At 64.8% G+C, this 24,736-nt stretch carries 23 protein-coding genes; 3 read left to right on the top strand and 20 right to left on the bottom strand.

Annotation, left to right across the window (positions count from 1 at the left end):
- Positions 1 to 11: 11 nt before the first annotated feature.
- The 15 genes from P0Y58_19320 to P0Y58_19250 form a co-directional block, all read right to left on the bottom strand.
- Positions 12 to 1,571: a hypothetical protein gene (locus P0Y58_19320; protein ID WEK29046.1), complete on the bottom strand. Its 1,560-nt coding sequence runs from the start codon at positions 1,569 to 1,571 to the stop codon at positions 12 to 14.
- Between the two features lie 429 nt (positions 1,572 to 2,000).
- Positions 2,001 to 2,606 carry a hypothetical protein gene (locus P0Y58_19315; GenBank protein WEK29045.1) on the bottom strand — a complete coding sequence of 202 codons (606 nt, stop codon included), beginning with the start codon at positions 2,604 to 2,606 and terminating at the stop codon, positions 2,001 to 2,003.
- Entirely contained in the window at positions 2,603 to 3,160 is a 558-nt protein-coding gene (locus P0Y58_19310; protein ID WEK29044.1) for a TadE/TadG family type IV pilus assembly protein, read from the bottom strand. Before P0Y58_19310 ends, P0Y58_19315 begins: the two co-directional genes overlap by 4 nt.
- A gap of 6 nt (positions 3,161 to 3,166) precedes the next feature.
- Positions 3,167 to 4,033 (bottom strand): tetratricopeptide repeat protein, encoded by an 867-nt coding sequence (locus tag P0Y58_19305; GenBank protein WEK29043.1) that lies wholly within the window; start codon positions 4,031 to 4,033, stop codon positions 3,167 to 3,169.
- A 26-nt stretch (positions 4,034 to 4,059) separates the two neighbouring features.
- A complete protein-coding gene (locus P0Y58_19300) occupies positions 4,060 to 5,013 on the bottom strand; it encodes a type II secretion system F family protein (protein WEK29042.1) in 954 nt (317 codons plus the stop codon).
- The gene (locus P0Y58_19295; GenBank protein WEK29041.1) at positions 5,010 to 5,990 is read right to left on the bottom strand and encodes a type II secretion system F family protein; all 981 of its coding nucleotides are present in this window, start codon (positions 5,988 to 5,990) and stop codon (positions 5,010 to 5,012) included. The genes P0Y58_19300 and P0Y58_19295 overlap by 4 nt, the downstream gene beginning before the upstream one ends.
- A complete protein-coding gene (locus P0Y58_19290) occupies positions 5,990 to 7,342 on the bottom strand; it encodes a CpaF family protein (GenBank protein WEK29040.1) in 1,353 nt (450 codons plus the stop codon). Before P0Y58_19290 ends, P0Y58_19295 begins: the two co-directional genes overlap by 1 nt.
- Positions 7,343 to 7,357: 15 nt before the next feature.
- Positions 7,358 to 8,596: a hypothetical protein gene (locus tag P0Y58_19285; protein ID WEK29039.1), complete on the bottom strand. Its 1,239-nt coding sequence runs from the start codon at positions 8,594 to 8,596 to the stop codon at positions 7,358 to 7,360.
- Between the two features lie 15 nt (positions 8,597 to 8,611).
- Entirely contained in the window at positions 8,612 to 9,256 is a 645-nt protein-coding gene (locus tag P0Y58_19280; GenBank protein ID WEK29038.1) for a CpaD family pilus assembly lipoprotein, read from the bottom strand.
- A gap of 17 nt (positions 9,257 to 9,273) precedes the next feature.
- A complete protein-coding gene (locus tag P0Y58_19275) occupies positions 9,274 to 10,812 on the bottom strand; it encodes a type II and III secretion system protein family protein (protein WEK29037.1) in 1,539 nt (512 codons plus the stop codon).
- Positions 10,813 to 10,865: 53 nt separating this feature from the next.
- The gene (gene cpaB / locus P0Y58_19270) at positions 10,866 to 11,768 is read right to left on the bottom strand and encodes a Flp pilus assembly protein CpaB (GenBank protein ID WEK29036.1); all 903 of its coding nucleotides are present in this window, start codon (positions 11,766 to 11,768) and stop codon (positions 10,866 to 10,868) included.
- A 15-nt stretch (positions 11,769 to 11,783) separates the two neighbouring features.
- Positions 11,784 to 12,341: a prepilin peptidase gene (locus tag P0Y58_19265; protein ID WEK29035.1), complete on the bottom strand. Its 558-nt coding sequence runs from the start codon at positions 12,339 to 12,341 to the stop codon at positions 11,784 to 11,786.
- Between the two features lie 10 nt (positions 12,342 to 12,351).
- The gene (locus tag P0Y58_19260; protein ID WEK29034.1) at positions 12,352 to 12,546 is read right to left on the bottom strand and encodes a Flp family type IVb pilin; all 195 of its coding nucleotides are present in this window, start codon (positions 12,544 to 12,546) and stop codon (positions 12,352 to 12,354) included.
- A 110-nt stretch (positions 12,547 to 12,656) separates the two neighbouring features.
- A complete protein-coding gene (locus P0Y58_19255) occupies positions 12,657 to 14,048 on the bottom strand; it encodes a HAMP domain-containing sensor histidine kinase (protein ID WEK29033.1) in 1,392 nt (463 codons plus the stop codon).
- Positions 14,035 to 14,700 (bottom strand): response regulator transcription factor, encoded by a 666-nt coding sequence (locus tag P0Y58_19250; GenBank protein ID WEK29032.1) that lies wholly within the window; start codon positions 14,698 to 14,700, stop codon positions 14,035 to 14,037. The genes P0Y58_19255 and P0Y58_19250 overlap by 14 nt, the downstream gene beginning before the upstream one ends.
- A gap of 426 nt (positions 14,701 to 15,126) precedes the next feature.
- Here P0Y58_19250 and P0Y58_19245 point away from each other — a divergent pair, with 426 nt between their 5' ends.
- Positions 15,127 to 16,539: an MFS transporter gene (locus P0Y58_19245; GenBank protein WEK29031.1), complete on the top strand. Its 1,413-nt coding sequence runs from the start codon at positions 15,127 to 15,129 to the stop codon at positions 16,537 to 16,539.
- Positions 16,540 to 16,693: 154 nt separating this feature from the next.
- Here P0Y58_19245 and P0Y58_19240 read toward each other — a convergent pair whose 3' ends face one another.
- The gene (locus P0Y58_19240) at positions 16,694 to 16,792 is read right to left on the bottom strand and encodes a LysR family transcriptional regulator (protein WEK33362.1); all 99 of its coding nucleotides are present in this window, start codon (positions 16,790 to 16,792) and stop codon (positions 16,694 to 16,696) included.
- Positions 16,793 to 16,836: 44 nt separating this feature from the next.
- Here P0Y58_19240 and P0Y58_19235 point away from each other — a divergent pair, with 44 nt between their 5' ends.
- Positions 16,837 to 17,568: an SDR family oxidoreductase gene (locus P0Y58_19235; GenBank protein WEK29030.1), complete on the top strand. Its 732-nt coding sequence runs from the start codon at positions 16,837 to 16,839 to the stop codon at positions 17,566 to 17,568.
- A gap of 130 nt (positions 17,569 to 17,698) precedes the next feature.
- On the opposite strand, the gene P0Y58_19230 is transcribed toward P0Y58_19235, so the two are convergent.
- Positions 17,699 to 19,072 (bottom strand): 8-oxoguanine deaminase, encoded by a 1,374-nt coding sequence (locus P0Y58_19230; protein WEK29029.1) that lies wholly within the window; start codon positions 19,070 to 19,072, stop codon positions 17,699 to 17,701.
- Positions 19,073 to 19,266: 194 nt separating this feature from the next.
- Here P0Y58_19230 and P0Y58_19225 point away from each other — a divergent pair, with 194 nt between their 5' ends.
- Positions 19,267 to 20,478: an MFS transporter gene (locus tag P0Y58_19225; GenBank protein ID WEK29028.1), complete on the top strand. Its 1,212-nt coding sequence runs from the start codon at positions 19,267 to 19,269 to the stop codon at positions 20,476 to 20,478.
- Here the strand turns inward: P0Y58_19225 and P0Y58_19220 are convergent.
- The 3 genes from P0Y58_19220 to P0Y58_19210 all read right to left on the bottom strand — a co-directional run bounded on the left by P0Y58_19220 (position 20,448) and on the right by P0Y58_19210 (position 24,686).
- Entirely contained in the window at positions 20,448 to 21,383 is a 936-nt protein-coding gene (locus tag P0Y58_19220) for a LysR family transcriptional regulator (GenBank protein WEK29027.1), read from the bottom strand. The genes P0Y58_19225 and P0Y58_19220 overlap by 31 nt on opposite strands.
- Positions 21,384 to 21,592: 209 nt before the next feature.
- The gene (locus P0Y58_19215) at positions 21,593 to 23,173 is read right to left on the bottom strand and encodes an aldehyde dehydrogenase (NADP(+)) (protein ID WEK29026.1); all 1,581 of its coding nucleotides are present in this window, start codon (positions 23,171 to 23,173) and stop codon (positions 21,593 to 21,595) included.
- Between the two features lie 118 nt (positions 23,174 to 23,291).
- On the bottom strand, positions 23,292 to 24,686 hold the full coding sequence (locus tag P0Y58_19210; GenBank protein WEK29025.1) for an APC family permease: 1,395 nt from the start codon (positions 24,684 to 24,686) through the stop codon (positions 23,292 to 23,294).
- Between the last annotated feature and the right edge of the window lie 50 nt (positions 24,687 to 24,736).

Raw genomic sequence — 24,736 nt, 5'->3', positions numbered from 1 at the left:
GCGGGTCCTTGTCAATCGATCAGGCGCACGAAGCGCTCGTGTTTGATGCGTTGGGCGATGTCGGTCAGCAGGTTCTGGATCTGTGCTTCGCCGTCGGCGAAGTTCTCGGCGTTGGCGAAGGTCATGCTGCCGTTGCCGGCGCACAGCTGCAGGCCGGGGCCGGCGACCTTGTCGAACAGCACCCGGCCGAAGTCCTGCGGGTCACCCGGGCGTACACCGAGGAAGTGGAATTTCAGGCCACGGGCACGAAAGCTCTGGCACAACTGGGTGAAGCGTTGCCCGGCGACACGCACCGAGCCGTCGGTGCCGGTTGCGCCATCGCCATCGATGGCTTCGCCGACCTCGGCGTTGTAGCCATCGGTGTCGAACCAGTTGCCGCTGGTGTTGGCCAGCATGACGATGATCTTGGTGTTGTCGCCTTCACCATCGGCGTTGAAGTCCAGTGGCAATTCGTTGTCGCCCCAGCCGGCGCTGCCGCGCATGCGCGGTGACAGCGCCATGGCGGCCCAGCCCATGGCGATGGCGTAGTTGGTGTTGAAGCGCGTGGAGTACTGCTCGGTGCGCCGCTCGATGCGTTCGATGTCGCGGGTCAGCGGCAGCAGGGCGGCGGCCGGGCAACCCTTGTCGGCGACCATCCAGCGAGTGTCGTTGACCCCGGAGGCCTGGCCGAAGTCCGGGTTGGGGCCGGTCCAGGAGATGGCCGGTGCGCCGGGGCTGCCGTTTTCTGGCAGGTCGTGGCGGTAGTAGATCTTGAATTGCCCTGAAGGCGGCTGGTCCCAGAAGTAGTTCTGCCCCAGGCGTAGGCCCCGGTACATGCACAGCAGGTTGGCGCGCCGGTCGGGGATACGCTGGTCGGCCAGGCCGCTGTAACCGGTGCGGAACAACGAGCGCAGCTCGACCGGCGTGAGTGCGGCGGGGCTGGCCCAGCGGCGGATGCGATTGCTGTCTTCGGCGTCGTACACATTCACGGCCTGGCTGTACGGCACCAGCGAGATCCAGGTCTTGCCGTCAGGCCGGGTGCCCAGTACCTGTTTGGCGAAGGCCAGGGTCATGCGTCGCAGGGCGGCGATATCGCGGTCGCCTTCGCTGAGGGTATTGGGCACTATCAGTGCCACTTCGACCGGGCGGTTGACCACCTCGGCGGTGGAGCTTATCTGCAGTGACTGGTTCGCAGCGCCGAGCATGTCGGCATGGGCGGTGAAGCTGGCCGACACGGTGATCGACAACTTGCCGTCCTCGCCGCGGCGTTGCTGAACGCTGACGGCGCCGTCGTCGACCTGGTCAGTCAGTTCATGGTCGGTGCCCAGGTTGGCGCGTACGAAGCCTGCAGCCAGCGCTTGCATCTGCTGTTCACTGAGGCGGTCGTCGAGCAGGCGCTGGTTGCCCACGGCCATGGCTGCGGCGTCGGTGGCGCGCTTGAGTTGAGCGGTGTTTTCCATCGCGCGGGTGGTTTCGATGACGAAAGCGGTGGTCAGCAGCGCACCACCGATCAACAGAATCGCGAAGGGCGCGATGGCGCCATGCTGTTGGCGGGCGAACAGACGCAGACGGTGACGCAAGGTTGCGGGCATGGGGCGGGTTCCTGGGTGAAGCGGGCGGTGCAAAGATAGGAATGCTTCTTGTTAGCGGCAACTGGTGGTTTATTAAGATTGCTTAATTAGGGGGTATAGGGGGGTGGGTTTGTGGTGGGGCAGGGTGCTTGGCTTGGGTGTTGTGGTGGAGCGCAAATCGAGCGCCGCCCGCGCGGCGCTTCGCGGGGCAAGCCCGCTCCCACATTTGTTTCGGGCCAATTATTCCTGCATCCATTGGCGCGCGCGCCCTTGGCGCATGGCTCTATATCGCGTCGTACAAACAAGGGGCCGCGCGCCAATGCCTCAGGATTTACTGGCCCGAAACAAATGTGGGAGCGGGCTTGCCCCGCGAAGCGCCGCGCGGGCGGCGCTCGATCTCATAGGCGCTGAAGCTGCTGTGGCGTACCCATGCGAGCTACAATCCCCCCCTCAATCCTCCGCGCCCTGGGGCACCATCTCCTGGGTCAGCACCTTGTCCAGCGTCGGTGTCCCATGCTGAAGCCGGCTGACCGCCTGCACCTGCAGGATGTCTTCAGCCAGCACCAAGCTGCTGAGCATCAGCTTGTCGACTTCGGTACACAGCTGCACCACCACCACCGAGCTGTCGCTGCTGTCCGGCTCGCTGTCATCGTCGGCAGCCTTTGGCACCTGCGGCAGCTCCCCGGTAAACACCGCCCCTTCGCTATTCGGCGTGCAGATACCGCTGGCTGCGCCGCGGTGCAGCGGCCGCCAGGCCATGCTGCGGTCCTGCTCGACTTTGCTGATGATCAGCTCGAAAGGCAGCGGGGCCAGTTCGGTGTCCAGCCGTGCGGTCATGCGCGTTGCGTCGTCCACCAGCGCCTGCAGGCCGTTGGCGTCCAGGCGGCTCTGCACGCCCAAGGTGGCCGCAATGGTGTGCGCCGACTGCTCAAGGTGGCTGCGCGCCTGGTGCAGGGTGTAAAGGTCGGCGCCAAGCAAGGTGATGCCGATGATGATCGGCAGGATGAGCGCGGTTTCTACTGCGGCGCTGCCGTGCTCACTGCGGCGAAAACTCATTGGCTGTCCTCGCTTTCAAGGCCGCTGGGCAAGTTGCCGAGCAAGTGGCGGTATTGGTACTGATAACCGTCCCCCAGGCCGAACAGCGCGGGGAAGGTGGTCAGGTAGCTTTGCTTGAGGTCGACGGTGACGCTGAGGATGGGCGGCGAGAACACCCGGTCCGCAGTGTCCTGCTCCTGGCTCGCGGCATCCTCGCCGCTGCTGGTCTCTTCGCTGGCGCCATAGCGCGACTCGCCGAAGCTGCGCAGGTTCTCGAACGGCAGCACGTCGACCTTCAGTTCGTCAGCCTGGAAGAGGTTGAAGCTGCGCTCGCTCATGCGCTGCACCACCTGGGCCTCCAGCGCCTCGGGGCTGAGCTGGAAGTAGTCCGGTGTGCTGCGAAAACGCTGCACGGCATGCTCCAGAGCGAGGTTGCCAGCGGCGATGACCATGGCCATGTGGGCCAGCTCGAACAGCATCATCAGGCCGAACAACAGCACCGGCAAAATGAAGGCGGTCTCCACCGCGGTAACACCATCCTGGCGGCTGCGCAGGCGCTGCAGGGCTGTTTTCATCGGTGTTCAGTCCTGGCTGGCCAGTTGCAGGGGCTGCTGGCTGGCGGCAAGCAGTTCGCTGGCCACCGGTGCGCCGCCTTCGATGCGCTGGCGCGTGGCCTGGAAGCGCTCCAGCACCTGGGCGGCGTAGTCGGGCGCCAGACGTTCTTCGAGGATGCGCCGGGCGGTGTCGTCATGGCCGTCCAGCACATAGGCCAGCGCCAGGTTCAGTTGCAGTGCCACATCACCGCCATTGCGTGCGCTGTTCAGCAGGCCGATGGCCTTGCTGCGGTCGCCTTCGGCAAGCCAGCTCAGTGCCAGGTTGTTGGTCGCGGCGCTGTAGCCTGGGTCCAGGGCCAGGGCCTGGTTGAACGATTCGCGTGCAACAGCGTGCTGGCCAAGTTGCGCCTGTGCCACGCCCAGCATGTTTAGCAGTTGCGCCCGCTGGCTGCGGTCGCCTTCGACCGACAGTGCACATTGCAGGTCGCTTTCGGCGCGGGCCGCGTTGCCCAACGCCAGCGCGGCGCGCCCCAGCCCGCCGCACAGCGCCTGGCGCTCGGTGGCGCCAAGGCCGGCCATGTCCGCGCCCACGTCGCGTCGTGCACGGTCGAACAGTGCGTAGGTTTCACGGGCCGGGCGCACAGCAGCGGCGACACTGGCGTACTCGACCAGGTAGGCACCTTTGAGCGGCTGGCGTTGGTCCAGGCGCTGGTATACCTCGAACGCGCCGGCCAGGCGGCCGTTGTCACGCAGCACACGGGCAAGTTTAAGGGCCTCGGCTGCTTCGCGCCCTGTTGGCGCCGCCTGGCCGGCATGCAGGGCAGGGCCCAGGCTGCTGCAGCCACCGAGGCCAAGCAGGGCAATGAGTGACAGGGCAATAAGGGAGCGGGACATGGTGGGTACCTGTAGAGAGTCGAAATTCATGGCGCCAGCAAGCGCACGATGCGCACCAGGGCCGGGGCGCCCATCATGGCGATGATGGGGGGCAGGATCAGGGTCATCAGCGGCACGCTGAGCTGGGCCGGCAGCTTGCCGGCGCGCTCTTCGAGGGTGAGCACCAAGGTCTTGCGGGTTTCGTCGGAGATCGTGCGCAGCGCTTGGGACAGCGGTGTGCCATAGCGCTCGGCCTGGATCAGTGTCGAGACCATGCTCTCGATACCGCTCACCCCGGTACGGTCGGCGAAATTCTGCAAGGCTCTGGAGCGGTCGCTGACCAGTTGCAACTCGGCGCACGTGTAGCGCAGCTCCTCGGCCATTTCCGGCGACGAAAGTGCCAGCTCCTTGGCCACCACTTGCAGGATGCGCCCCAATGGCAGGCCGGCTTCGGCGCAGATCACCATCAGGTCCAGGGCGTCCGGCAAGCTACGCTCCAGGCGCCCGCCGCGGCGTGACGCCCGTGCCTTGAGCCATAGCTCGGGCAGCAGGGTGCCGACAAACAGTGCAATCAGCGCGCTGGCCATGCCATTGAGGGTCAGGCGCTGGCCCGCATCGAAAGCGCCGATCAGCACCAGCCCGGCCAGCATCAGGCCCAGCAGGTACTTGCCGGTAACCAACAGGCCCAACGCTTCACGCTGACGCAACCCGGCCAAGGTCAGCAGCGCCCACAGCTTGCGCCGGTCGCCCTCGCCACCGGCCAGTTGCTCACCAATGCGCGCGGTGGCCTGGAGCATGCCGTGGAAACGCTGTGGCACTTGCAGGCCCTGGTCGCGCAGGATATCGGCCTGCGCCTGGTCAGTGCGGGCATCGCGGCCCAGCCGTTGGCGCAGCGCTGGCTGGCGTTGGCGACGATGCAGGCCGATCAGCGCAGTGCCCAGGCCACAGCAGAGCAGGCCGAGGCCGCCGAGGATGAAAGGATCGTCGAGCAGTGTGGTCATCCGATCCTCCGGACCATCAGGTGAGTAATCAGCAAGCCCAGGGCAACACTGCCAAAGGCGTAGAACAGCACGCTGTTGCCGGTAGGGTCATTGAGCAGGAAGCGAAAGTCCTTGGGGGAGTTGAAGTACATGTAACCCAGCGCGCAGGGCACCAGTGCGCCAACGATCTTGGCCGAGGCGCGCGCCTCGGACGTTTTTGCCTGAATTTTCAGAAACAGCTCCTGGCGTTCTCGCAGGGTTGCCGAGAGGCGATCGAGGGTTTCGCCCAGGCGCCCACCGGCTTCCATGTTGATGATCAGGATCACGGCAAAGAACCGGTACTCGTTGAGCGGCACACGGTTGGCCGACTCCTGCATCACCTGGCGCAGCGGCAGGCCCAGGCGCAGCCAGTTATCGATCTGCACGAACTCCCGCGCCAAAGGGCCGCTGAGGTTCTGCGCGACCATGCTGAAGGCATTGCTCACCGGCACCCCGGCGCGGGCAGCACGGGTGATGGCATCGATGGCCTGGGGCAAGTCGAGTTTGAGCTGCTGCAGGTACTTGCCCATGGCCTGGCGGTACAGCACCAGGCCCGTGATGCCGAACGCCAGCACCGCCAACAGGCTGCCGTACAGCCACGGCGCGGGGGTTTCGCGGCCCAGCAGCACGGCGAACATCACGCTGGCGAGCAGCAGCATGCCCAGGCGGGTGCGCAGGCTGTCGCGCCAGCCGAGGGTCGCCAGGTCGGTCCACAGCCGGCCCAGGGCGTTGCCCAGTACCGGCCAACGGGTAAACGCAGGGGCGTTGGCGTCACGCAGCAGGCCATCTTCGCCGGCAATGTCCAGTGCGTTGCTGCCCATGCTGGCCTTGAGCGCGGCCATGCGCTCGGCCTGCGCCAGGGCGCGCTGGTGCTTGCCGCTGAGGCTGCGCGCGGCATACACGGCCAGCAGTACGCAAAGGAACACCACCAGGGTGAACAGGTCGAGGACCGCGTCCATCACAGGCCTCCGAACAGGTGCGCGTGCTGGGTGTAGAACAATGGGCGCTGGCCGCTGGCGATGAACTGCCCGGTCAGGCGGCCATCGGCGTCGATGTTGCTGGTCTTGAAGCCATACAGTTCCTGGGTCTGGATCACGTCGTTCTCCATGCCGCAAACCTCGGTGACCGAGACGATGCGCCGGGCGCCGTCGCGCATGCGCTCGACCTGCACGATCAGGTTCACCGCGCTGGCGATCTGCCGGCGGATGGCCTCCAGCGGCAACTGCATGCCAGCCATCATCACCATGTTTTCCAGGCGCATGATGGCGTCGCGCGGGGTGTTGGCGTGCACCGTGCACAGCGAGCCGTCGTGGCCGGTGTTCATCGCCTGGAGCATGTCGAAACATTCACCGCCGCGCACCTCGCCGAGGATGATGCGGTCCGGGCGCATACGCAGGGCGTTGCGCACCAGGTCGCGCTGGTCGACCTTGCCGGTGCCTTCGGCACTGACCGGGCGGGTTTCCAGGCGCACCACGTGGCGCTGCTGCAATTGCAATTCGGCGGCGTCTTCGATGGTGATCACGCGGTCGGCGTCGCTGATGTTCTGCGACAGGGCGTTGAGCAAGGTGGTCTTGCCCGCGCCTGTACCACCCGACACGACGATGTTGAGCTTGGCCAGCATGGCGCGTTTGAGCACCTCGACCATGTCGGCCGACAGCGCGCTGCGCTCGGCGAGCAGTTCCAGCGACATGTTGCGGCGCATGAACTTGCGGATCGAGATGGTGGTGCCGTCGATTGCCAGCGGGTGGGTGATGACGTTGACACGGCTGCCGTCGGCCAGCCGCGCGTCGACCATCGGGTTGGCTTCATCGATGCGTCGGCCCACCGCAGCGGCAATGCGCTGGGCGGTGTTGAACACATGTTCTTCGTCGATGAACGTGATGGGCGAGAGTTCCAGCCTGCCGTAACGCTCGACAAACACGGTACCGGCGCCATTGACCAGGATGTCGTTGACCGAGTCGTCATGCAGCAGTGGCTGGATCGGGCCGATGCCGACCATCTCGTTGAGCATTTCCTCGCAGACCGCTTGCTCTTCCTGGCGCGACAGCTGCAGGCGGCTGTCGTCGCAGATGCGCCGCACCACCGCTTCCACTTGCTGGCGCAGTGCATCACGGCCCAGGGCCGCAGCCTTGAGAGGGTCGATCTGGTCGTACAGCTGGTTGCGGATCAACCGGCGGTTCTGCGTGCCCAAGGTATCGGCAGGCTTGGCCGCAGCGGCGCGTTGCGGGAGATCGTTGGTGGGGCGGACCGGGGCGGGGGCCGGGTTGCTGGTGGCGGCCGCCGGGGCTTTGCGGGTAGGGCGAATGATCATGCGCGCGCTCCTGGGTCAGGCTGCACGGCGCGTGCGGCCGAGGGCCTGGCGCAACCGCAGGATCAGGTTGCCGGCGGCCATGGGTACGGCCACCGGGGTACGCCCACAGGCCATGTCGGCCAGGTCGAGCAACGCCTGGCGCAGGGCCGGGGCGCGGTTCAACTGCAGCGGGCCGGCCAGCAGGCTGTCGGCCAGGCTGCTGCCAGCGTGGGGCAGGGTCAGGTCGACCTTGCGCCCGATAAAGTCCTCGAATTGCTCACGCTCTACCACATCGCTGTGGCCGGGGCGTTGTGGGTTGGCCACCAGCAACAGGCGCTGGCCGTTGCTTTCATCGCCGATCTCGCCCAGCAGGCGCACGCAGTTGCGTGCATCCTGCACGCTGAAGTCGCACAGCAGGATGCGCGTGTCGGCATGCGCCAATACGTCCAGTGCGCCATGGCAGCGGCCGCTGGGCAGGTCCCAGATCACCTGGTTGAACAGCTGGCACAAGCCGGCACCCAGGTTCAGCAGGTGCTCGCGGCTGAAATTGTCGGGGCTGTGCAGGTCGGGGTTTTGCGCCAGCAGGTAGAGGCGTTCGTCAACCTGGGCGATCGCCCGCTCCAGCAGGCGCGAGTCCAGTTCGCCAGCGGCCAGCGTTGCCGCAAGGCCGGCATCGCCTTCATGGCCCAGCAGCAGCGCCTGGTCGCAGCGGCCACGGTCGAAGTCGACCACGGCGCTGCTGCTGTGGCGCTCCACCGACAGCAACCGGCCCAGCGCCGCCACCACCGTGCTGGTGCCGCGCCCGCCGCCGACGCCTGTAACGGCCAGGGTGCGGCCGGTGCGGCTGCCGGGGGTGCCATGCTCCTGCGGGTCGCGGGCGCGGCGCAGGGTACTGGCGAACTGGTCCAACGGCACAGGCTTGCACAGGTAGTCGTGCACGCCAGCATGCAGCAGCGCGCGGTACAAGTTGAGGTCGTGGGCGCTGCCCAGGGCGACCAGGCGCGTGGACGGCGGGCACACCTGGCTCAACTCGGCAATTGCCTGCAAGGGCGAGGCCTGGCCGTCGAGGTCGACCACCAGCACCTCTGGCGCGCTGTGCAGTTCGCAGCCGGCCAGGGCGGCGGCAAAACCGCCAGGCTGGGACAGATCGGCGGGCAGGCCCAGGCGTTGCAGGTACTGGCCGAACAGCTGGGCATCGCTGCTGTTGGCGACGTAAAGCGCCAGCGCCGGGCGGGTCTCGCCGGTGCCGTGGGTGGTTCGCGTGGTGTCGTTCATCTGAGCGCTCCCCGGTCAGTCCTTGTTGAAGTTGATGTCCAGCAACTCTGCAGTCTGCTGGCGCTGGTAACGGTCGACGGCGTTGGACGCGGCGATGCCGTCGCCGCCGTCCAGGGCCTGGCCACGGTTAAGGTCGCGCGGGTCGGCAACCATGCGGGCGATGTTGGCGCGGTTGGCGCAGCCCAGATTGCCGGTGGCGATGAAGGGTTTGACCGCCACCTGGTCGGGGTTGGCGATGGTGCAGTCGGGCACCTGTGCCACCACCGCTTCGGAAACCACTTGCAGGTCGGTGTCGCCGCCGCGCTGCAGCTGGGTAGGGGCCTGGATCACCTGGCGAGCACCGAGCTGGCGCAGTAGCGTGGCCAGGCGGTTGGCCACTTGTTCGCCATTGGGTGTGGAGGGGCGCAGGGTCAGGGTTTGCTGGCTCAGGCGGCCCTGGCGTGCCAGCAGGGTGTTGAGGTCCGCCAGCGACGCCTGGTCCAGGCCGCCGGCGGCGGTGGTCTTGAGGTGTGCCACCAGCGCCGAAGGCACGGCCCTGATCGCTGGCAGTGGCGCCTCGGGGGCATAGTTGGCAGTGCGCTGGTCGTTGACGAAACGGTCGCAACCGGTCAGCAGCAGGCCGAGCGAGAGGGCGACGAACACGGGTTTGGCGAGGTGCATGGGGCAGTCTCCTAGGCTCAGAACAGGTAGCCGGCGGTGGCTTGTGCAGGGGTCTGCGCATCCAGCTGAGCGATGCCGCGCCCAGGTGATTGCAGCTCGCCAGGGTTGGTGGGCTCGACTACGTAGGCGGTGGCAATGATGACCAGCTCCGTGTCCTGCTGGCTGGAGCTGTGGGTTTCGAACAGCCGGCCGACACCAGGGATGTCACGCAGGCCAGGCACCCCGGTAACCTGCTGGGCGCTGTTGCTGCGCAGCATGCCGGCCAGGGCGAAGCTCTGCCCGCTGGCCAGTTCCACCGTGGTATCGGCGCGGCGGACCTTGAACGCCGGGATTACGTTGCCCTGCAACTCGACGGCGCCTTCGTCAGACAGGTCGCTGACTTCGGGTGCGACATGCAGGCTGATGCGGTTGGGCGACAGCAGGGTCGGGGTCATGCGCATGATCACACCGTACTGTTTGTACTCGATGGTGATGTTGTTGTTGGTAACGATCACGATCGGTACTTCGCCACCGGCGGCAAAACCTGCGGTTTCACCGGACATGGCGGTGAGGTTGGGTTCGGCCAGCACCGTAGCCAGGCCATCCTGGGACAGGGCGGTGAGCAGGCCGGCGACGGTGGTCGAGCCGTTGCGGTGGAAGCCACCGGCCACGGCATTGGTGACCGCACCGCCGCTGAACGCACCGGTGGTGGCGTCGAACAGGCTGGCGCCGTTGCGGAAGAAGTAGTTACCGTCCTTGAGCGTGGCGTCCCAGTTCAGGCCCAGTTGTGAGCTAAGGCTGCGTGACACTTCGACGATGCGCACGCTGAGGTTGACCTGGGCCGACAACTCGACTTTGAGCTGGTTGATCACGCGTGGCCCCTCGTCGCTGCCGCCGCTACCACCGCCGTTCCCGCCACCACCTCCGCCACCACCACCGCCGCCACGTGCGCCATTGGCGGGCGAACCCAGGTAGCCCTCCACGGCAGTGATCACCTGGCGGGCCTGTTGCGGCGTGCGCACGCTGCCGCGCACCACCAGGCCATTGGCCGACGACGGGCTGAACTGCACCTGGGCGCCGGGTACTTCGGCAACGACTTGCTTGTGCAGCGCCTCCAGGTCGTAGTCCGCGACCACGCGGATGGCCGCGATCACATTTTCCTGGTCATCCATGGCGTAAAGCGTGGTGGTGCCTGCAGCCTGGGCGAAGACGAACACGCTACCTGGCGTGGGAGCCTGGAAACTGGCGATTTTCGGGTCTGCAACCAATACCCGGTTGGCCGCCTTGGGCAGTTGCAGCAGGCGGCCCTGCTTGACCAGCAGGTGCACATCGCGGGTCGCGTTGACCTCGGTCAGTTGCGCCGGCAGCCTGGGCGCGGCTTGCGCCTCGGGCTCGGCCGGGTAGTCGGCTTCGCTGGCATAGGCTTGCGCATCGGCGGGCTGCTCGGCTTCGGGGTATTGCTCAGGCAGCACCAGCGGCGGGTCGAGGACCACGACTTCGGCCTGCGCCGGCAGCGCGCAAAAAAGACCCAGCGCGCAGCACAGCGCCAGGGAAAGAGGGGAGCGAGGGAACTTCATCGTCAGTACTTCCGCAATGGCCAGTCGGTACACCGGCAGGGCAGGTCGGGGGCTCAGGGTTGCGCTTTAGGGGGCTCGACGCGTTCGGTCTCGTCACCGCGGTATAACAAGGTGGGGAATTTGCGTGTGTCAGGCTTTTCGAACACGTCGGTTGCCTGGGCCAGGCGGGTGACGTCGCGGCTTCCACTGCGGGGCAGGCCGTCACCGGGTTCGCGATTGCCACGAAGGGCCAACTGCAGGCTGCCGACTTCCTTGCTCAGGGCCAGGCGCTCGGCTTGTGCCGGGGTCACTTCCAGGGTGACGGTTTCGAAGTAGCGGTTTTCCTTGTCGTTGGCTGGGGTGGCAGGCGCTTCGGCGTTCAGGCGCGCAGTAAGCTCGCGGGTACTGCGGTTGATGGCCAATACCCGCACGTCGCGCAGCAAGGTTTGCGCGGCCAGCTTGGGCGGGCCGAGGTCGCGGTCGTCGTTCTTGCCAGCCTTGAGTGCCAGGATCACATCGACCCGGTCGCCGGCGCTGACCAGCCCCTGACTGACCGCCACCGCGGAAGTCGGCAGCGACAGGGCGCGCATGCCGGGCCGCAGCACGGCCGCCAGGAAGCCAGGCTCGCCGGCTCGCACCAGCATCGACTCGGTCAGCGCCTGGCCGGCCTTGAGTGGGTGGCGCAACACCGCGCCAGCGCCCAGGTCGAGGTCGCTTTGGTCGCGCTGGAAGTAGCGTTCGGCTGAGGGCAGTGCTTGCACTTCCTGCCAGCGCAGCATGCCGCGGTCGATCAGTTGGCCGGGGCGCAGGTCATTGGCCGCGACCAGTACAGCGAGCGCAGCCTTTTCTACGGTGGCAGGTTTGGCAGCCGCAACGGCGGCTGGTGCCGGTGGTGCGAGCAGGACACGGGCCAGCAGGGCGGCACCGCCGGCCAGCACCAGGGCGCCTGCCAGCAAGAGGACGGAAGGGGTTTTCATGGGGCAACCAGATCGTCAGGGGTGAATGGAGGAGAACAGGGTGAAGAAACTGCCGGTGGCGATGGCCAGGCCGTAGGGCAGCCCTTGGGGCCGCTCACGGGTGAGCACGGTAGGAACGCCGACACCCAATGCTGGCAACCGCGCGCCTACCTGTTGCCAAAGCACGGCACACGCCTGTTCGAGCGGCGCCAGCAGCGGCATGGCCAAGGCCAGGATCCCGCCGGCCAAGGCCGTGACAACCAGAAATGCCATCTGGTTGCCGCTGCTCCACAGGCACAGCACAGTGATCAGCTTGACGTCACCAGCACCGACTTGGCCGATGCTGAACAGCATGAAACCCACAATCAGCACCAGTACCGCCCCGAACACGGCGCCGCTCAAATGTTCGAGCAGTTCGCTACCGGCCATTGCGCCCCACGGGCCAAGGCCGAGCAAAGCGAACAGCGGCTGGGCACACCAGACCAGCGCCAGCATCACCACCAGCAGGTTGTGGATGCGCCGATACAGAAGGTCCGAGGCAATTACCCAGCACAGGGCCGGTGGCAGGACGATGAGGGCCAGTTGGCTGTTCATGGCGGGCGGCTTACTGCGCCGAGTCCTTCTTGCCACTGATCTGGTCACCGATTTCGGCGAAGCGGTTTTTCAGGGCCACGATGAATGGGCTGCCGTCACCGAAGATGACGCCGATGGCGGCAGCCATAGCGGCGGCGAGGATGCCGTACTCGATGGCGGTAACACCGCTTTCGTCGGTGAGGAAGGCGCGGATGCGAGGGGTCATTGCAGGTCTCCGAACGGGGCTTGGGGTAGGGGTATGGGGCCCCGGTGGGGCGTGGCTGATATTACGAGTGATTCTCAATTGGCGAGCAAGGCGGGAACCATTAAGAATGCTTAAGGAAGGCGCGCCGCCTGCTTGCGCACACTCACTGTCGCCGCCAACCCGGGCTGGTTATCCCCCAGCCGCAAATCCCCACCATGTAACTCGGCAATGGCCTTGACCAGGGTCAGCCCCAACCCATGACCGTGCGTCCCTGCTTCGGCGTCCAGCCGTTGAAACCGTGCCATCGCCCGTTCGCTGTTGGCCGCGCTGATCCCTGGCCCGTGGTCGCGTACCTGGAGCATGCCCTGGCCGTTGCGCCCTCGGGCAGCCAAGGTGATGACAGCGCCATGCGGAGCGTACTTGAGCGCGTTGTCGATCAGATTGGCCAGGGCCTGAAACAGCAGCGCGCGGTCGCCGAACAGCTGGCATCCCTGCTGCACCTCCAGCTCGAACCGGCAGCCGCGCTGCTCGGCCAGTGGCTGGTAATACTCGGCTACGTCCTCCAGCAGTTCGCGTACCTGCACCACCTCGAAATGACACGTCATGCGCCCGGTTTCCACTTCTGCAATGCGCATCACGGCGCGGAACAGATGCTGGATACGCTCGCTGTCCTGCACGGCGCACAGCAGCTCTTCGCGCGCCGGCCCCTCCAATTGCTCGCTGGCGGTCAGCAGGCGGCTTTGCAGGCGGGTCAGGGGTGTGCGCAGTTCATGGGCGATGTGGCTGGTGATGTGCTTGACCTCGTCCATCAGCTTGTTGATACGGCGCAGGCCGTGGTTGATTTCGATGCCCAGTTGGTCGAACTCGTCGCCGTGCTGCACGGCCGGGGCCATGGCGGTGTAGTCGCCGTTGGCATAACGTGCCAGGGCGTCGCGAATGCGGTTGATGCGGTACAGGTTGTGCAAACCGAAGGGCAGCGCGGTAATCAGGATCGACAGCAACAGCAGCAGCAAGCCGGCACCGGTGGCCAGGGGTATGATGCGCGTGCGCTCCAGCATCGGGCGCAAGTCGAAGGCACTGTAGTACTGGCCGCCGTCGGCGAGGGTGATGGTCAGCCCGAGCACTTCGGCCGCCTCACCGTCGTCATTGACCAGGCTCAGGTGGTACCAGCGCAAGCGGTCTGAGGCTGGCAAGGTAGGCTCGGGCAGCATGCCGAGGCTGCCGAAAAGCACCTTGCCGTCGCGGTCGATCACCGTGGCCTGACGTTCTTTGCGTACATCCAGTTGCTGGCGGTAGCGCAGCGCCCAGCTCATGCGTTCGGCGCTGCCCATGCTGCCCTGCAGTTGCTGGCTGCGCACATCGTTAAGGATCATGTCGCGCACGTGGCTGCGCATCACCACCTCAAGCAACTTGTTGCTCAGCACCATGGAAATGAGCGAGAACAGCAGGCAGATGAAGGCGATGGTGGTGGCTTGGCGCAGGCTGCTGGTCGTCAGTAGCGGGCGTAGTTCAGCCCAGGACATAACCAATTGCCCGAACAGTCTTGATCAATGCGTGCTCGAAGCCCTTCTCAAGCTTGGTGCGCAGTTTTGAAAGGTGCACGTCAATCAGGTTGGTCTGCGGGTCGAAGTTGTATCCCCAAACCTTCTCCAGCAGCATGCTGCGCGTGACGACCTGGCCGGCATGTTCGGCCAGTACTTGCAATAGCTTGAACTCCTTGTCGGTCAGCTCGATACGTTTGTCGGCGCGGCGCACCAAGCGTGCACCCATGTCGATGCACAGGTCGTGGATCTGTACGACTTCCTCCGGTGCGCGGGGTTTGTGGCGGCGTGCCAGCAGCTCTAGGCGCAACAGCAGTTCGTTAAAGTCGAATGGCTTGCCCAGGTAGTCGTCTGCCCCGGCGCGCAACCCCTCTACGCGGTCACTGGTTTGATCGTTTGCGGACAGAATCAGAATCGGTGGCCGGTTGTGGCCATCGAGCTGGCGTAGCACCTCGATGCCGTCCATTTTCGGCAGGATCCTGTCGAGGATGACCACGTCGAACACTTCGTTGCCAATCATCTGCAAGGCACCTTCGCCGTTGTCGATGGTCCGGCATGCATGGCCGGAAGCATGCAGCTTGCAGCCCAGCCAATGGCTTACCGACGGGTCATCTTCAACTACCAATACTCGCATTACGGTGTTCCCTCACTGGAGACGTGCGCTTTTTCTATCAGCCATAGGGTCTTCGCATCACTTAAGAATTATTAAGATTGGATACTGAGAATCATTTGCAGTTAATTTAACATTAACTGGCCATCGCTGGGAATCGCTTGCAAGGCTCTGGTACGGGGTTTGTGGGTGTCGATAAGGTAATGATGGGTAATGGGAGGTAATGAAATGTAATGGCTGGTTAACGGCTTTGACGATGAACTGAAGCGCCAGCCCAGAGGGGACGGCGCTATGGCTTGCGCCAGTTCGATGACTGGTACTGCGCCACCATGCTGGAGCGCTTGGCGGGCGGGTGCCGTTGAAGTCGGTGGGTTGAAAACGCGGCCAGCGGGGGGGATGTGGTAGGTTTGGTTGCCGGAGCCCCATAACCCACCAGAAGGATGTGTAACCTTGGCCAACCCGGCAGCGACGAACACCCCTCGCCAAGCCACCTGCATCGCCTTGCTGGTCGCTATCACGTTCTTCATGGAAAACCTTGATGCCACCGTGATTGCCACGGCACTGCCGCAAATGGCCAGTGACTTCGGGGAAAGCGCGGTCAGCCTGAACATCGGCATCAGTGCCTACCTGCTGGCGGTGGCGGTGTTCATTCCGCTCAGTGGGTGGGTGGCCGACCGTTTTGGCCCGCGTCAGGTGTTTGCCGGGGCCATTGGCCTGTTTACCGTGGCTTCGTTGCTGTGCGGCATGGCCCCCAGCCTGGAAACCTTCGTCGCAGCCCGGGTACTTCAAGGTATCGGCGGTGCTCTCATGGTACCGGTGGGCCGGCTGGTGGTGCTGCGCACGACCGAGAAGAAAGACCTGGTGAAAATGCTCGCGGTGATCACCTGGCCCGGCCTGGTAGCACCGGTACTGGGCCCGCCGCTCGGTGGCCTGATCGTCACTCATTGGTCCTGGCCCTGGATCTTCTACCTGAACATCCCCCTCGGGTTGCTGGCCATTGCGGCGGCCTGGGTGCTGATTCCGAATGCGCGGTCAGGTGAACAGCGCCGCTTCGACACGCTGGGGTTCGTGTTCCTGGCATCGGCTTGCTCGGCGTTACTGGTCGGGCTGGAGATGCTTGGCTCATTGGCGGGAGGTAGCCTGGGTGCCGGGCTGGCGCTGGTGTCGCTGGGCGGCGGGCTTACCTGGTTGGCGGTTCGCCATTGTCAGCGCCATGCCTCGCCGCTATTGCCACTGGATACCTTGGCTATCCCCACGTTCAGGGTCAGCATCGTTGGCGGTACCTTGTTCCGCCTGTCGATCAGCGCCTTGCCGTTCCTGATCCCGTTGTTGCTGCAGATTGGTTTCGGCTTGTCGCCGGTGGATGCCGGGCTGCTGGTATTGGCAATCTTCGCCGGCAACCTGGCGATGAAGCCGTTTACCACTGGCTTGCTGCGCCGCTATGGTTTCCGCCGCGTGTTGTTGGCCAATGGGCTGATTGGCGTGGGCTGCATTCTGGCTTGCCTGGCCTTGCAGCCAGGCATGCCGTGGTACTGGATGGCGGTGGTGTTGTTCGTGGGCGGGCTTTCGCGTTCGATGCAGTTCACCACGTACAATGCTGTCGGTTTTGCCGACGTACCCAAACAGCAGATGGGCGACGCTTCGACGTTGTTCAGCATGTGCTTCCAGCTGGCGATGGCGTTGGGGGTGGCGGTGGTGGCGCTGCTGTTGCGCGTGGCGATGATGGTGCGCGGCGGCGAAGGCGAGATGACCGTCAGCGACTTCCACTGGGCGTTGATTGGCGTTGCGCTGATTGCCTGTGTGGCGTTGGCGGATGCCATTCGCTTGCCGGGCAACGCCGGGGAACAAGTGCTGCGTACCTGAAACCAGGGGGCTGCTTCGCACCCCATCGCAGGCAAGCCAGCTCCCACAGGGATTGCATCAGGGCTTACAGATGTTTGCCATAAGAGGTGCAGCGCCTGGCAACCCTGATGCCATTGTCAGAAACCATAGAATCTCCCACAGGCTGGTGCCGGCCTCATGAATGATGCATGGTGCCCAGGGCTTGCTCCAGGGCCCTGATGCTACCGGAAAGCGCCGGTTGGCTAAGGTGTATGGAACGCGCGGCGGCGGTGATGTTGCGCTCTACCCATAGGCAAATCGGATAACAGGATGGTGACCATGACCAACACCCATAAACCCTTGGTAGTCATTACCGGTGCCAGCTCCGGTATCGGCCTGGCCACCGCCAGGCTGCTGTCCAGCCGTGGCCACGCCCTGTTGCTGCTGGCCCGTCGCCTGGCGCCGATGCAGCAACTGCAGCTGCCGAATACCTTGGCACTGGCGGTCGATATCACCGACCGCACGGCTGTACTGGCAGCCGTTGCTGAAGCCGAGACGCGCTTCGGCCCGGTAGACGCGATCATCAACAATGCTGGCGTGATGCTGCTGGGCAATATCGCCACTCAGGACCCGGAGCAGTGGGACCGCATGCTCGACGTCAACGTGCGTGGGCTGCTCAACGGTATCCATGCGGTGGCCAGCGGCATGGTCGAGCGCAAGCGTGGCACCATCATCAACGTCAGTTCCGTGGCCGGGCGTAAAGCTTTCCCCAACCATGTCGCCTACGTCGGGACCAAGTTCGCCGTTACCGGCCTGTCGGAAAACCTGCGTGAAGAACTGGCACCGAGCAACGTGCGGGTGATCACCATCGAGCCGGGCGCAGTCGACACCGAGCTACTCAGCCACACAACCGATGACGCCATCAAGGCGGGCTACAACGACTGGAAACAGGAGATGGGCGGGGTGCTTACGGCCGAGACCATTGCCGAAACCATCGGCTTCGCCTATGGCCAGCCGCAGTCGGTGTGCATCCGGGAAATCGTGGTGTGCGCTACCCGGCAGCAGGCGTGACGGGGGCTGCTGCGCAGCCCATCGCCGGCAAGCCAGGCTCCCACAGGTACAGCGCAAGCCTCAAGATTGGCGCGGTCTCTGTGGGAGCTGGCTTGCCGGCAATGGGCCGCAAAGCGGCCCCACTGGCAATCTAGTTGCCGCTGACCAACTGGTGGGCCAACTGGTTATGGCGCTCCAGCACGCGTGGCAGGTCGACGGTGGCCAGCTGGCCGTCCTTCACGACCACGCGGCCATTGATCACACTGGTGTGCACCTGGGTCGGGGTGCAGAACACCAAGGCCGCCAACGGGTCGTGGTGGCCGCCTGCATAGGCCACATGGCCGAGGTCGAAGGCGACGAAATCGGCCACCATGCCGGGGGCCAAGGCGCCGATATCATTGCGGTTGAGCACCTTGGCGCCGCCGAGCGTGGCGATTTCCAGTGCTTCGCGGGCAGTCATTGCGTCGGGGCCGAAGCCTACCCGCTGCAGCAGCAGGGCCTGGCGTACTTCACCGATCATGCTGGCGCCGTCGTTGGAGGCTGAGCCGTCGACCCCAAGGCCCACCGGTACGCCATGGTCGCGCATCTTGCGCACCGGGGCGATGCCCGAGGCCAGGCGCATGTTCGAGCATGGGCAGTGGGCGACACCGGTGCCGGTGCGGGCGAACAGCTCGATGCCGTGCTGGTCGAGTTGCACACAGTGGGCATGCCATACATCGTGGCCGACCCAGCCGAGGTCTTCGGCGTACTCGGCAGGGGTCATGCCGAACTTCTCGCGGCTGTAGGCGATGTCGTTGACGTTCTCGGCAAGGTGCGTGTGCAGCGACACCCCGTACTGGCGCGCCAGCACGGCGGCTTCGCGCATCAGGTCGCGGCTGACCGAGAACGGCGAGCAGGGTGCCACCACGATACGGCGCATCGAGCCATGGCTGGCATCGTGGTAATCCTCGATCAGGCGCTGGGACTCCTTGAGGATGTCGGCCTCCTTTTCCACCACCGAGTCAGGCGGCAGGCCGCCCTGGCTCTGGCCCACGCTCATGCTGCCACGCGCGGCGTGGAAGCGCATGCCGATCTCGGCGGCGGCATGGATGCTGTCGTCGAGCTTGCAGCCATTGGGGTAGATATACAGGTGGTCGCTGGAGGTGGTGCAGCCCGACAGAATCAGCTCGGCCATGGCGGTCTGGGTCGACACCGCGATCATCTCGGGGGTCAGGCGTGCCCAGATCGGGTACAGGTTGGTCAGCCAGTTGAACAGTTCACCGTCCTGGGCGGCCGGCACCACGCGGGTGAGGCTCTGGTACATGTGGTGGTGGGTGTTGACCAGGCCCGGGATGACCACTTTGCCGGCCATGTCGAGGATGACATCGGCCTGTTGTGGCAGGGTATCGCTGGGGCCGACCTGCTTGATCAGGTTGCCTTCGATGAACAGGCCGCCGTTTTTGATCTCGCGGCGTTGGCCGTCCATGGTGACCAGCAGTGCGGCGTTTTTGACGAGTAGCGTTTTTACAGGGGTTGCAGATGACATGGCGTAAGCCTTTCGCAATACGCATCGGCGATTACCGAGGTCGTAGGCGAAGGGTTATGTAATCAGGAATTGTGAAAGTTGTACACATGCTGTGCAGATTGATGATTCCAGTTCATCTAATTATGGAATTATCACCAGAAATCGGAATTTATTTTGCCAATATACTGGCGGCTTCATGTCTGGAGTTCGTCTTGATGTCTGCCTTTGAACCCACCCCTGGGGTTGGCGCTAGTCGCGCAAACGTTGGGATCAGTATTGCAATCCTGGCCTTTTCGGCCTTTCTGATCGTGACCACCGAGTTCCTGATTGTCGGTTTGCTACCCGCGCTGAGTCAGGACCTGGGCATTTCGATTTCCATGGCGGGCCAGTTGGTCACGCTGTTTGCCTTTACGGTGATGATTGCCGGCCCGGCTTTGACCGCTTTGCTGGCACATCTGGACCGTAAGCGGTTGTTCATAAGCATCTTGCTGGTGTTCGCCGGCGCGAATGCGTTGGCCGCTGTTTCGAGCAGCTTCTGGGTGCTGGCCATCGCTCGGGTCATACCGGCACTGGCGCTGCCGGTGTTCTGGGGCACGGCCAGCGAAACCGCCGGGCACCTGGCCGGACGGGAGCGGGCAGGGCAGGCCATCGCAAAGGTGTACCTGGGCATCTCGGCGGCCATGTTGCTGGGTATACCATTGGGTACCGTGGCGGCCAATGCCGTGGGCTGGCGCGGCGCGTTCTGGATACTGGCGGCCCTGGCCTTGCTGATGGCGCTGGCGATGTGGGTTTGGATGCCGCAGGTCGCCCGCACGGCGAAGGTCGACTTCATGCAGCAGGCGCGCATTTTCAAGGAACGTTATTTTCTGGCCAATGTGTTGCTGTCGATTGTGGTATTCACCGCCATGTTCACGGGCTACACCTACCTCGCCGACCTGCTGCAACGGGTTGCCGGTGTGGCGCCGGCGCATACTGGCTGGTGGCTGATGGGTTTCGGAGCGGTCGGATTGCTTGGCAACTGGATCGGCGGGCGCGCAACCGACCGTTCGCCGCTCCGGGCTACGGCCTTGTTCCTGGTGTTGCTCGCCATTGGCATGGCGGCGCTGGTGCCGCTGGCACATGCGGGTTTGGCATTCTGCCTGGCACTGGCAGTGTGGGGCGTGGCCAACACGGCGCTGTACCCGGTCAGCCAGGTGCGCGTGATGAGCTCGGTGACCCATGCCCAGGCCTTGGCTGGTACCACCAATGTGTCGGCCGCCAACGCCGGGATCGGTCTGGGCGCGGTGCTGGGTGGCATGACCATCCCTGGCCTGGGTATCGAGTACCTGGGCTACGTGGCCGCAGGCGTCGCGCTGCTGGCGCTGGGCCTGGTGCCGGTAGTCGGCAAGCTTGCGCGTCAGCCCGATTCGCTGGCCCGCGTGCCGTGAGGCGCCAGCCGGGGTAGCAGGTAGTCGAGCAAGGCGCGGACCTTGGGCAGCCCTTCGCGGCTTTTCAGCCACACCAGGTTCATGGGCAGGCCGTCGGTGGCCAGCGTCGGCAGCACCTCGACCAGGCGCCCTTGATCGAGGTGTTGCTGGGTCAGCCAGGTGGGCAGTTGGCCGATGCCATGGCCGGCCAGCACGGCTGCAACTTCGCCCTCGCCATCGCCCACCGCGATGCGCGGGTGCACGGTCCGCCGTTCCATTTCGCCAGGTTGGCGGCCTTTGAAAAACCACGGGCTGACCAGCCCGTCGGTATGCCCGTAGCCAACGCAGTGGTGGTGTTCCAGGTCGCGTTCGTCTTGCGGCACGCCGTGCTTTTCAAGGTAGGCAGGTGAGGCACAGAACATCAGGCGCTGGGCACCGAAGTACTGGTGACCGAGCGCCGCCGGCCAGGCATCCGGGCCACCGATGCGCACCACGATATCGATACCCTCGTGCACCGGGTCGACGAAGCGGTCGGAAAACGACACATGCGGCTGCAGCAACGGGTGCAGGCGGATGAAGTCGAGGATCAGTGGCAGCACATGCAAGCGGCCGTAGGAGGCGGGCAGTTCGATTCGGACTTTGCCGTGCGGTTGGTCGTCACGGGTGACCAGCGCGTGCTCCACCTCTTCAAGGTCGGCCAGGACCGAGGTACAGGTGCGGTAGAAAACCACGCCTGCCTCGCTGAGCGACAGGGTGCGGGTGGTGCGATTGAACAGGCGTGCACCCAGGCGGGCCTCCAACCGGGCGACACTCTTGCTGATGGCCGAGCTGGTCAGGTTCAGCCGTTCGGCGGCTGCGGTGAAACTGCCCAGGTCGGCAACGGCGACGAAGACGTCGATGCCCTTGAGGCGTTCAGAGGAGTACATGGTCGGCCTTGTTGATGAACTGGATTCCAGTGTCTGAAGATCATATTGAAGCGTGACAGTGAAATTTCATCAATGGCGTATGCCTATGCCGGCCTCTTCGCGGGCTTGCCCGCTCCCACAGGTACTGCACAGGACTCAAGAACTGTGCAGTACCTGTGGGAGCGGGCAAGCCCGCGAAGAGGCCAGTTCAGGCTACTTCCAGTACCAGATCAAACTGCTTCGCGGCTGCTCACTCCATCCACCAACCGGGCAATCCCAAGTGGGTTGGCACTTTTCAGCGCATCCGGCAACAGGGCATCCGGGTAATTCTGGAAGCACACCGGGCGCAGGAATCGGTCAATGGCCAAGGTGCCGACCGAGGTGCCGCGTGCATCGGAGGTGGCCGGGTAAGGCCCGCCATGCACCATCGCATCGCTCACTTCGACGCCCGTCGGGTAGCCGTTCAACAGCAGCCGCCCGGCCTTGCGCTCCAGCAGCGGCACTAACGTGGCAAAGGCAATGAGGTCGTCAGGCTCGGCAATCAAGGTGGCGGTGAGTTGGCCTTGCAGGTGGCGCAGCGCCTCGGCCAGTTGCTGGGCATCGGCCACTTCCACCAGCACGGTGGTCGGGCCGAATACTTCTTCCTGCAGCAGCGGGTCGCCGTTCATCAGCAGGCTTACGTTGGCCTTGAACAGCTGCGGCTGGGCCTGATTGCCGGTTTGTGGCTGCCCGGCCAGGTGCTGGATGCCGGGGTGCGCGAGCAGGTGTTGCACACCGTTCTGGTAGCTGCGCAGGGTGCCAGCGTTGAGCATGGTCTGCGGTCCCTGGTCGGCCATGCGTGCCACCAGTGTTTGTACGAACAGCTCGAATTGCGGCGACCGGATGCCCACTACAAGGCCCGGGTTGGTGCAGAACTGCCCGCAACCCAGCACCACCGAGGCGGCCAGTTCGCCGGCGACTTGCTCGCCACGGGCCTGCAGTGCCTGGGGCAGCACGATCACCGGGTTGATGCTGCTCATTTCGGCAAATACCGGGATCGGCTGCGGGCGTGCCGCGGCCATGTCGCACAGGGCGCGGCCACCGCGCAGCGAGCCAGTAAAGCCGACCGCCTGAATGGCCGGGTGCTTGACCAGCGCTTCGCCCACGCCGGCCCCGTAGATCAGGTTGAACACGCCTGCCGGCACGTCGCTGCTGGCCACCGCGCGGTCAATGGCCGCCGCTACGTGGGCGGCGGTGAGCATGTGCCCGCTGTGCGCCTTGAACACTACCGGGCAGCCGGCGGCCAGCGCCGAGGCAGTGTCACCCCCCGCGGTGGAGAAGGCCAGCGGGAAGTTGCTGGCGCCGAACACGGCCACCGGGCCCACGCCGATGCGATACTGGCGCAGGTCCGGGCGCGGCAGCGGGGTGCGTTGGGGCAGGGCACGGTCGATGCGTGCAGCGTAGAAGTCGCCACGTCGCACCACCTCGGCGAACAGGCGCAGCTGGTTGCTGGTACGGCTGCGTTCGCCGCGGATGCGGGCTTCTGGCAGCGCGGTTTCGCGCATCACATGCTGGATGAAGTCGTCACCCAGAGCGTCCAGTTCGTTGGCGATGGCGTCGAGGAAGGCGGCACGCTGAGCAGGGCTGGTGCTGCGGTAGGTAGGGTAGGCGGCCTCGGCGGCCTGCACGGCGGCTTCTACTTCGTCACCGGTCGCCTGGTGGAAGGCGTATGGCAGTGCCTCGCCGGTGCGGGCGTCGACACTGGTCAGCAGCACGTCACCGTTGCCACTGAGTTGGCCGGCGATATGGTTCAGGCGATCTTCGATGGGCATTTCGTTTCCCGTTGGCAATGACAGTCGTTGGGCTGGGACTGTAGGCGGCGAACGGGGCGCTGAATAATGATTAATGCGGATCGGGTGATAACGACCAGTTATCACCCGGGTTCAATCGTTACTCCGCCATCTGCAGTTCCGGCAGCTTCACCCGGAACGCGCGGGTCAGCCCCATCAACACCACCAGCCCCATGCCCATCCAGCACAGGCCGATGGTGAACGACAGGCTGGTCAGGCTGCTCCACAGCCACAGCGTGCTGAGAAAGCCCAGCCCGGGAATGGCGCCGTACAGCAAAACGTTTCGGCCCCCACGCAGCTTCTGGTCGACCAGGTAGTGCTTGACCACTGCCAGGTTCACCGCCGAAAAGGCGAACAGCGCGCCAAAGCTGATCATGTTGGCCACGGTGTCGAGGGTGATCACCAAGGCGATCAGCGACAGTAGGCTGACCACCAGAATGGCAGTGGCCGGCACGCGTTTTTTTGTCACCAGCTGGCCGAATGCCCGCGGCAATGCGCCGTCGCGGCCCATGGCGAACAGCACGCGCGATACGCTGGCCTGGGACACCATGGCCGAGGCGAAGCAGCCGGCCACGTAGGTGGCAGTGAAGGCCGTCACCAGCAGCTCGCCGCCGACACGGCGCATCACATCCACGGAGGCCGAATCCGGGTCAGCGAAGCTACCCCAGTCGGGGAACACCATCTGCGCGCAGTACGACACCACCAGGAACAGCAAACCGCCGATCAGCGACACCGCCAGGATCGCCACCGGAATGCGGTAGGTCGGGTTGGTCGTTTCTTCGGCCATGGTCGAGACGGCATCGAACCCCAGGAAGGACAGGCACAGCACCGCGGCCCCGGTCATGACCAGTGGCACGCTGAAGCCTTCGTGGTGGAAGGGCGCCAGCAGCGACACTGGCTCCGCCTGCCCGCTGAGTTTGAGCACGGACAGGGTGACGAAGACGATGATGAACACCAGCTGCACTACGACCAGGATCCAGTTGACCCGGGTGATCGACTCGATGCCGATCAGGTTGAGGAAAGTGACCAGGGCAATGGAGCCCGCCACCCACACCCAGGCGTGGATGGCCGGGAAGTATTCCGACATGTAGATGCCGATCAGCAGGTAGCTGAGCAGGGGCAGGAAGATGTAGTCGAGCAGCAGTGTCCAGCCGGTAATAAAGCCGATGTGGCTGCCGAAGGCCTTGCGCGTGTAGGTGTAGACCGAGCCGGAATAGGGGTGGGCCTGGACCATGCGGCCGTAGCTGTAGGCGGTCAGCAACATGGCCGCAAGGGTCAGCAGGTAGGCAGTGGGCAGGTGGCCTTTGGTCATCTGGGTGACCAGCCCGTATGTAGTGAATACGGCCAGCGGGACCATGTAGGCCAGGCCGAACAGCACCAGGGCGGAGAGCCCCATGGACTTGCGAAAGCGCCCGGTGTTGGCGCTGGGTTGCGAGGGTGCATGCGGGGCGGGGCTATGCGAGGGGTTATGGGCTGTACTTGTTGTTGTATGCATTGCTAACTCCTGGAAAGGGATGCAGGACACCGCAGTACGCGAGCAGGCTC

The sequence above is a fragment of the Candidatus Pseudomonas phytovorans genome (assembly GCA_029202525.1).
Classification (GTDB): Bacteria; Pseudomonadota; Gammaproteobacteria; order Pseudomonadales; family Pseudomonadaceae; genus Aquipseudomonas; species Aquipseudomonas phytovorans.
The sequence above is the reverse complement of the archived record's forward strand: the minus strand, read 5'-3'. Positions and strand labels throughout refer to the sequence as shown.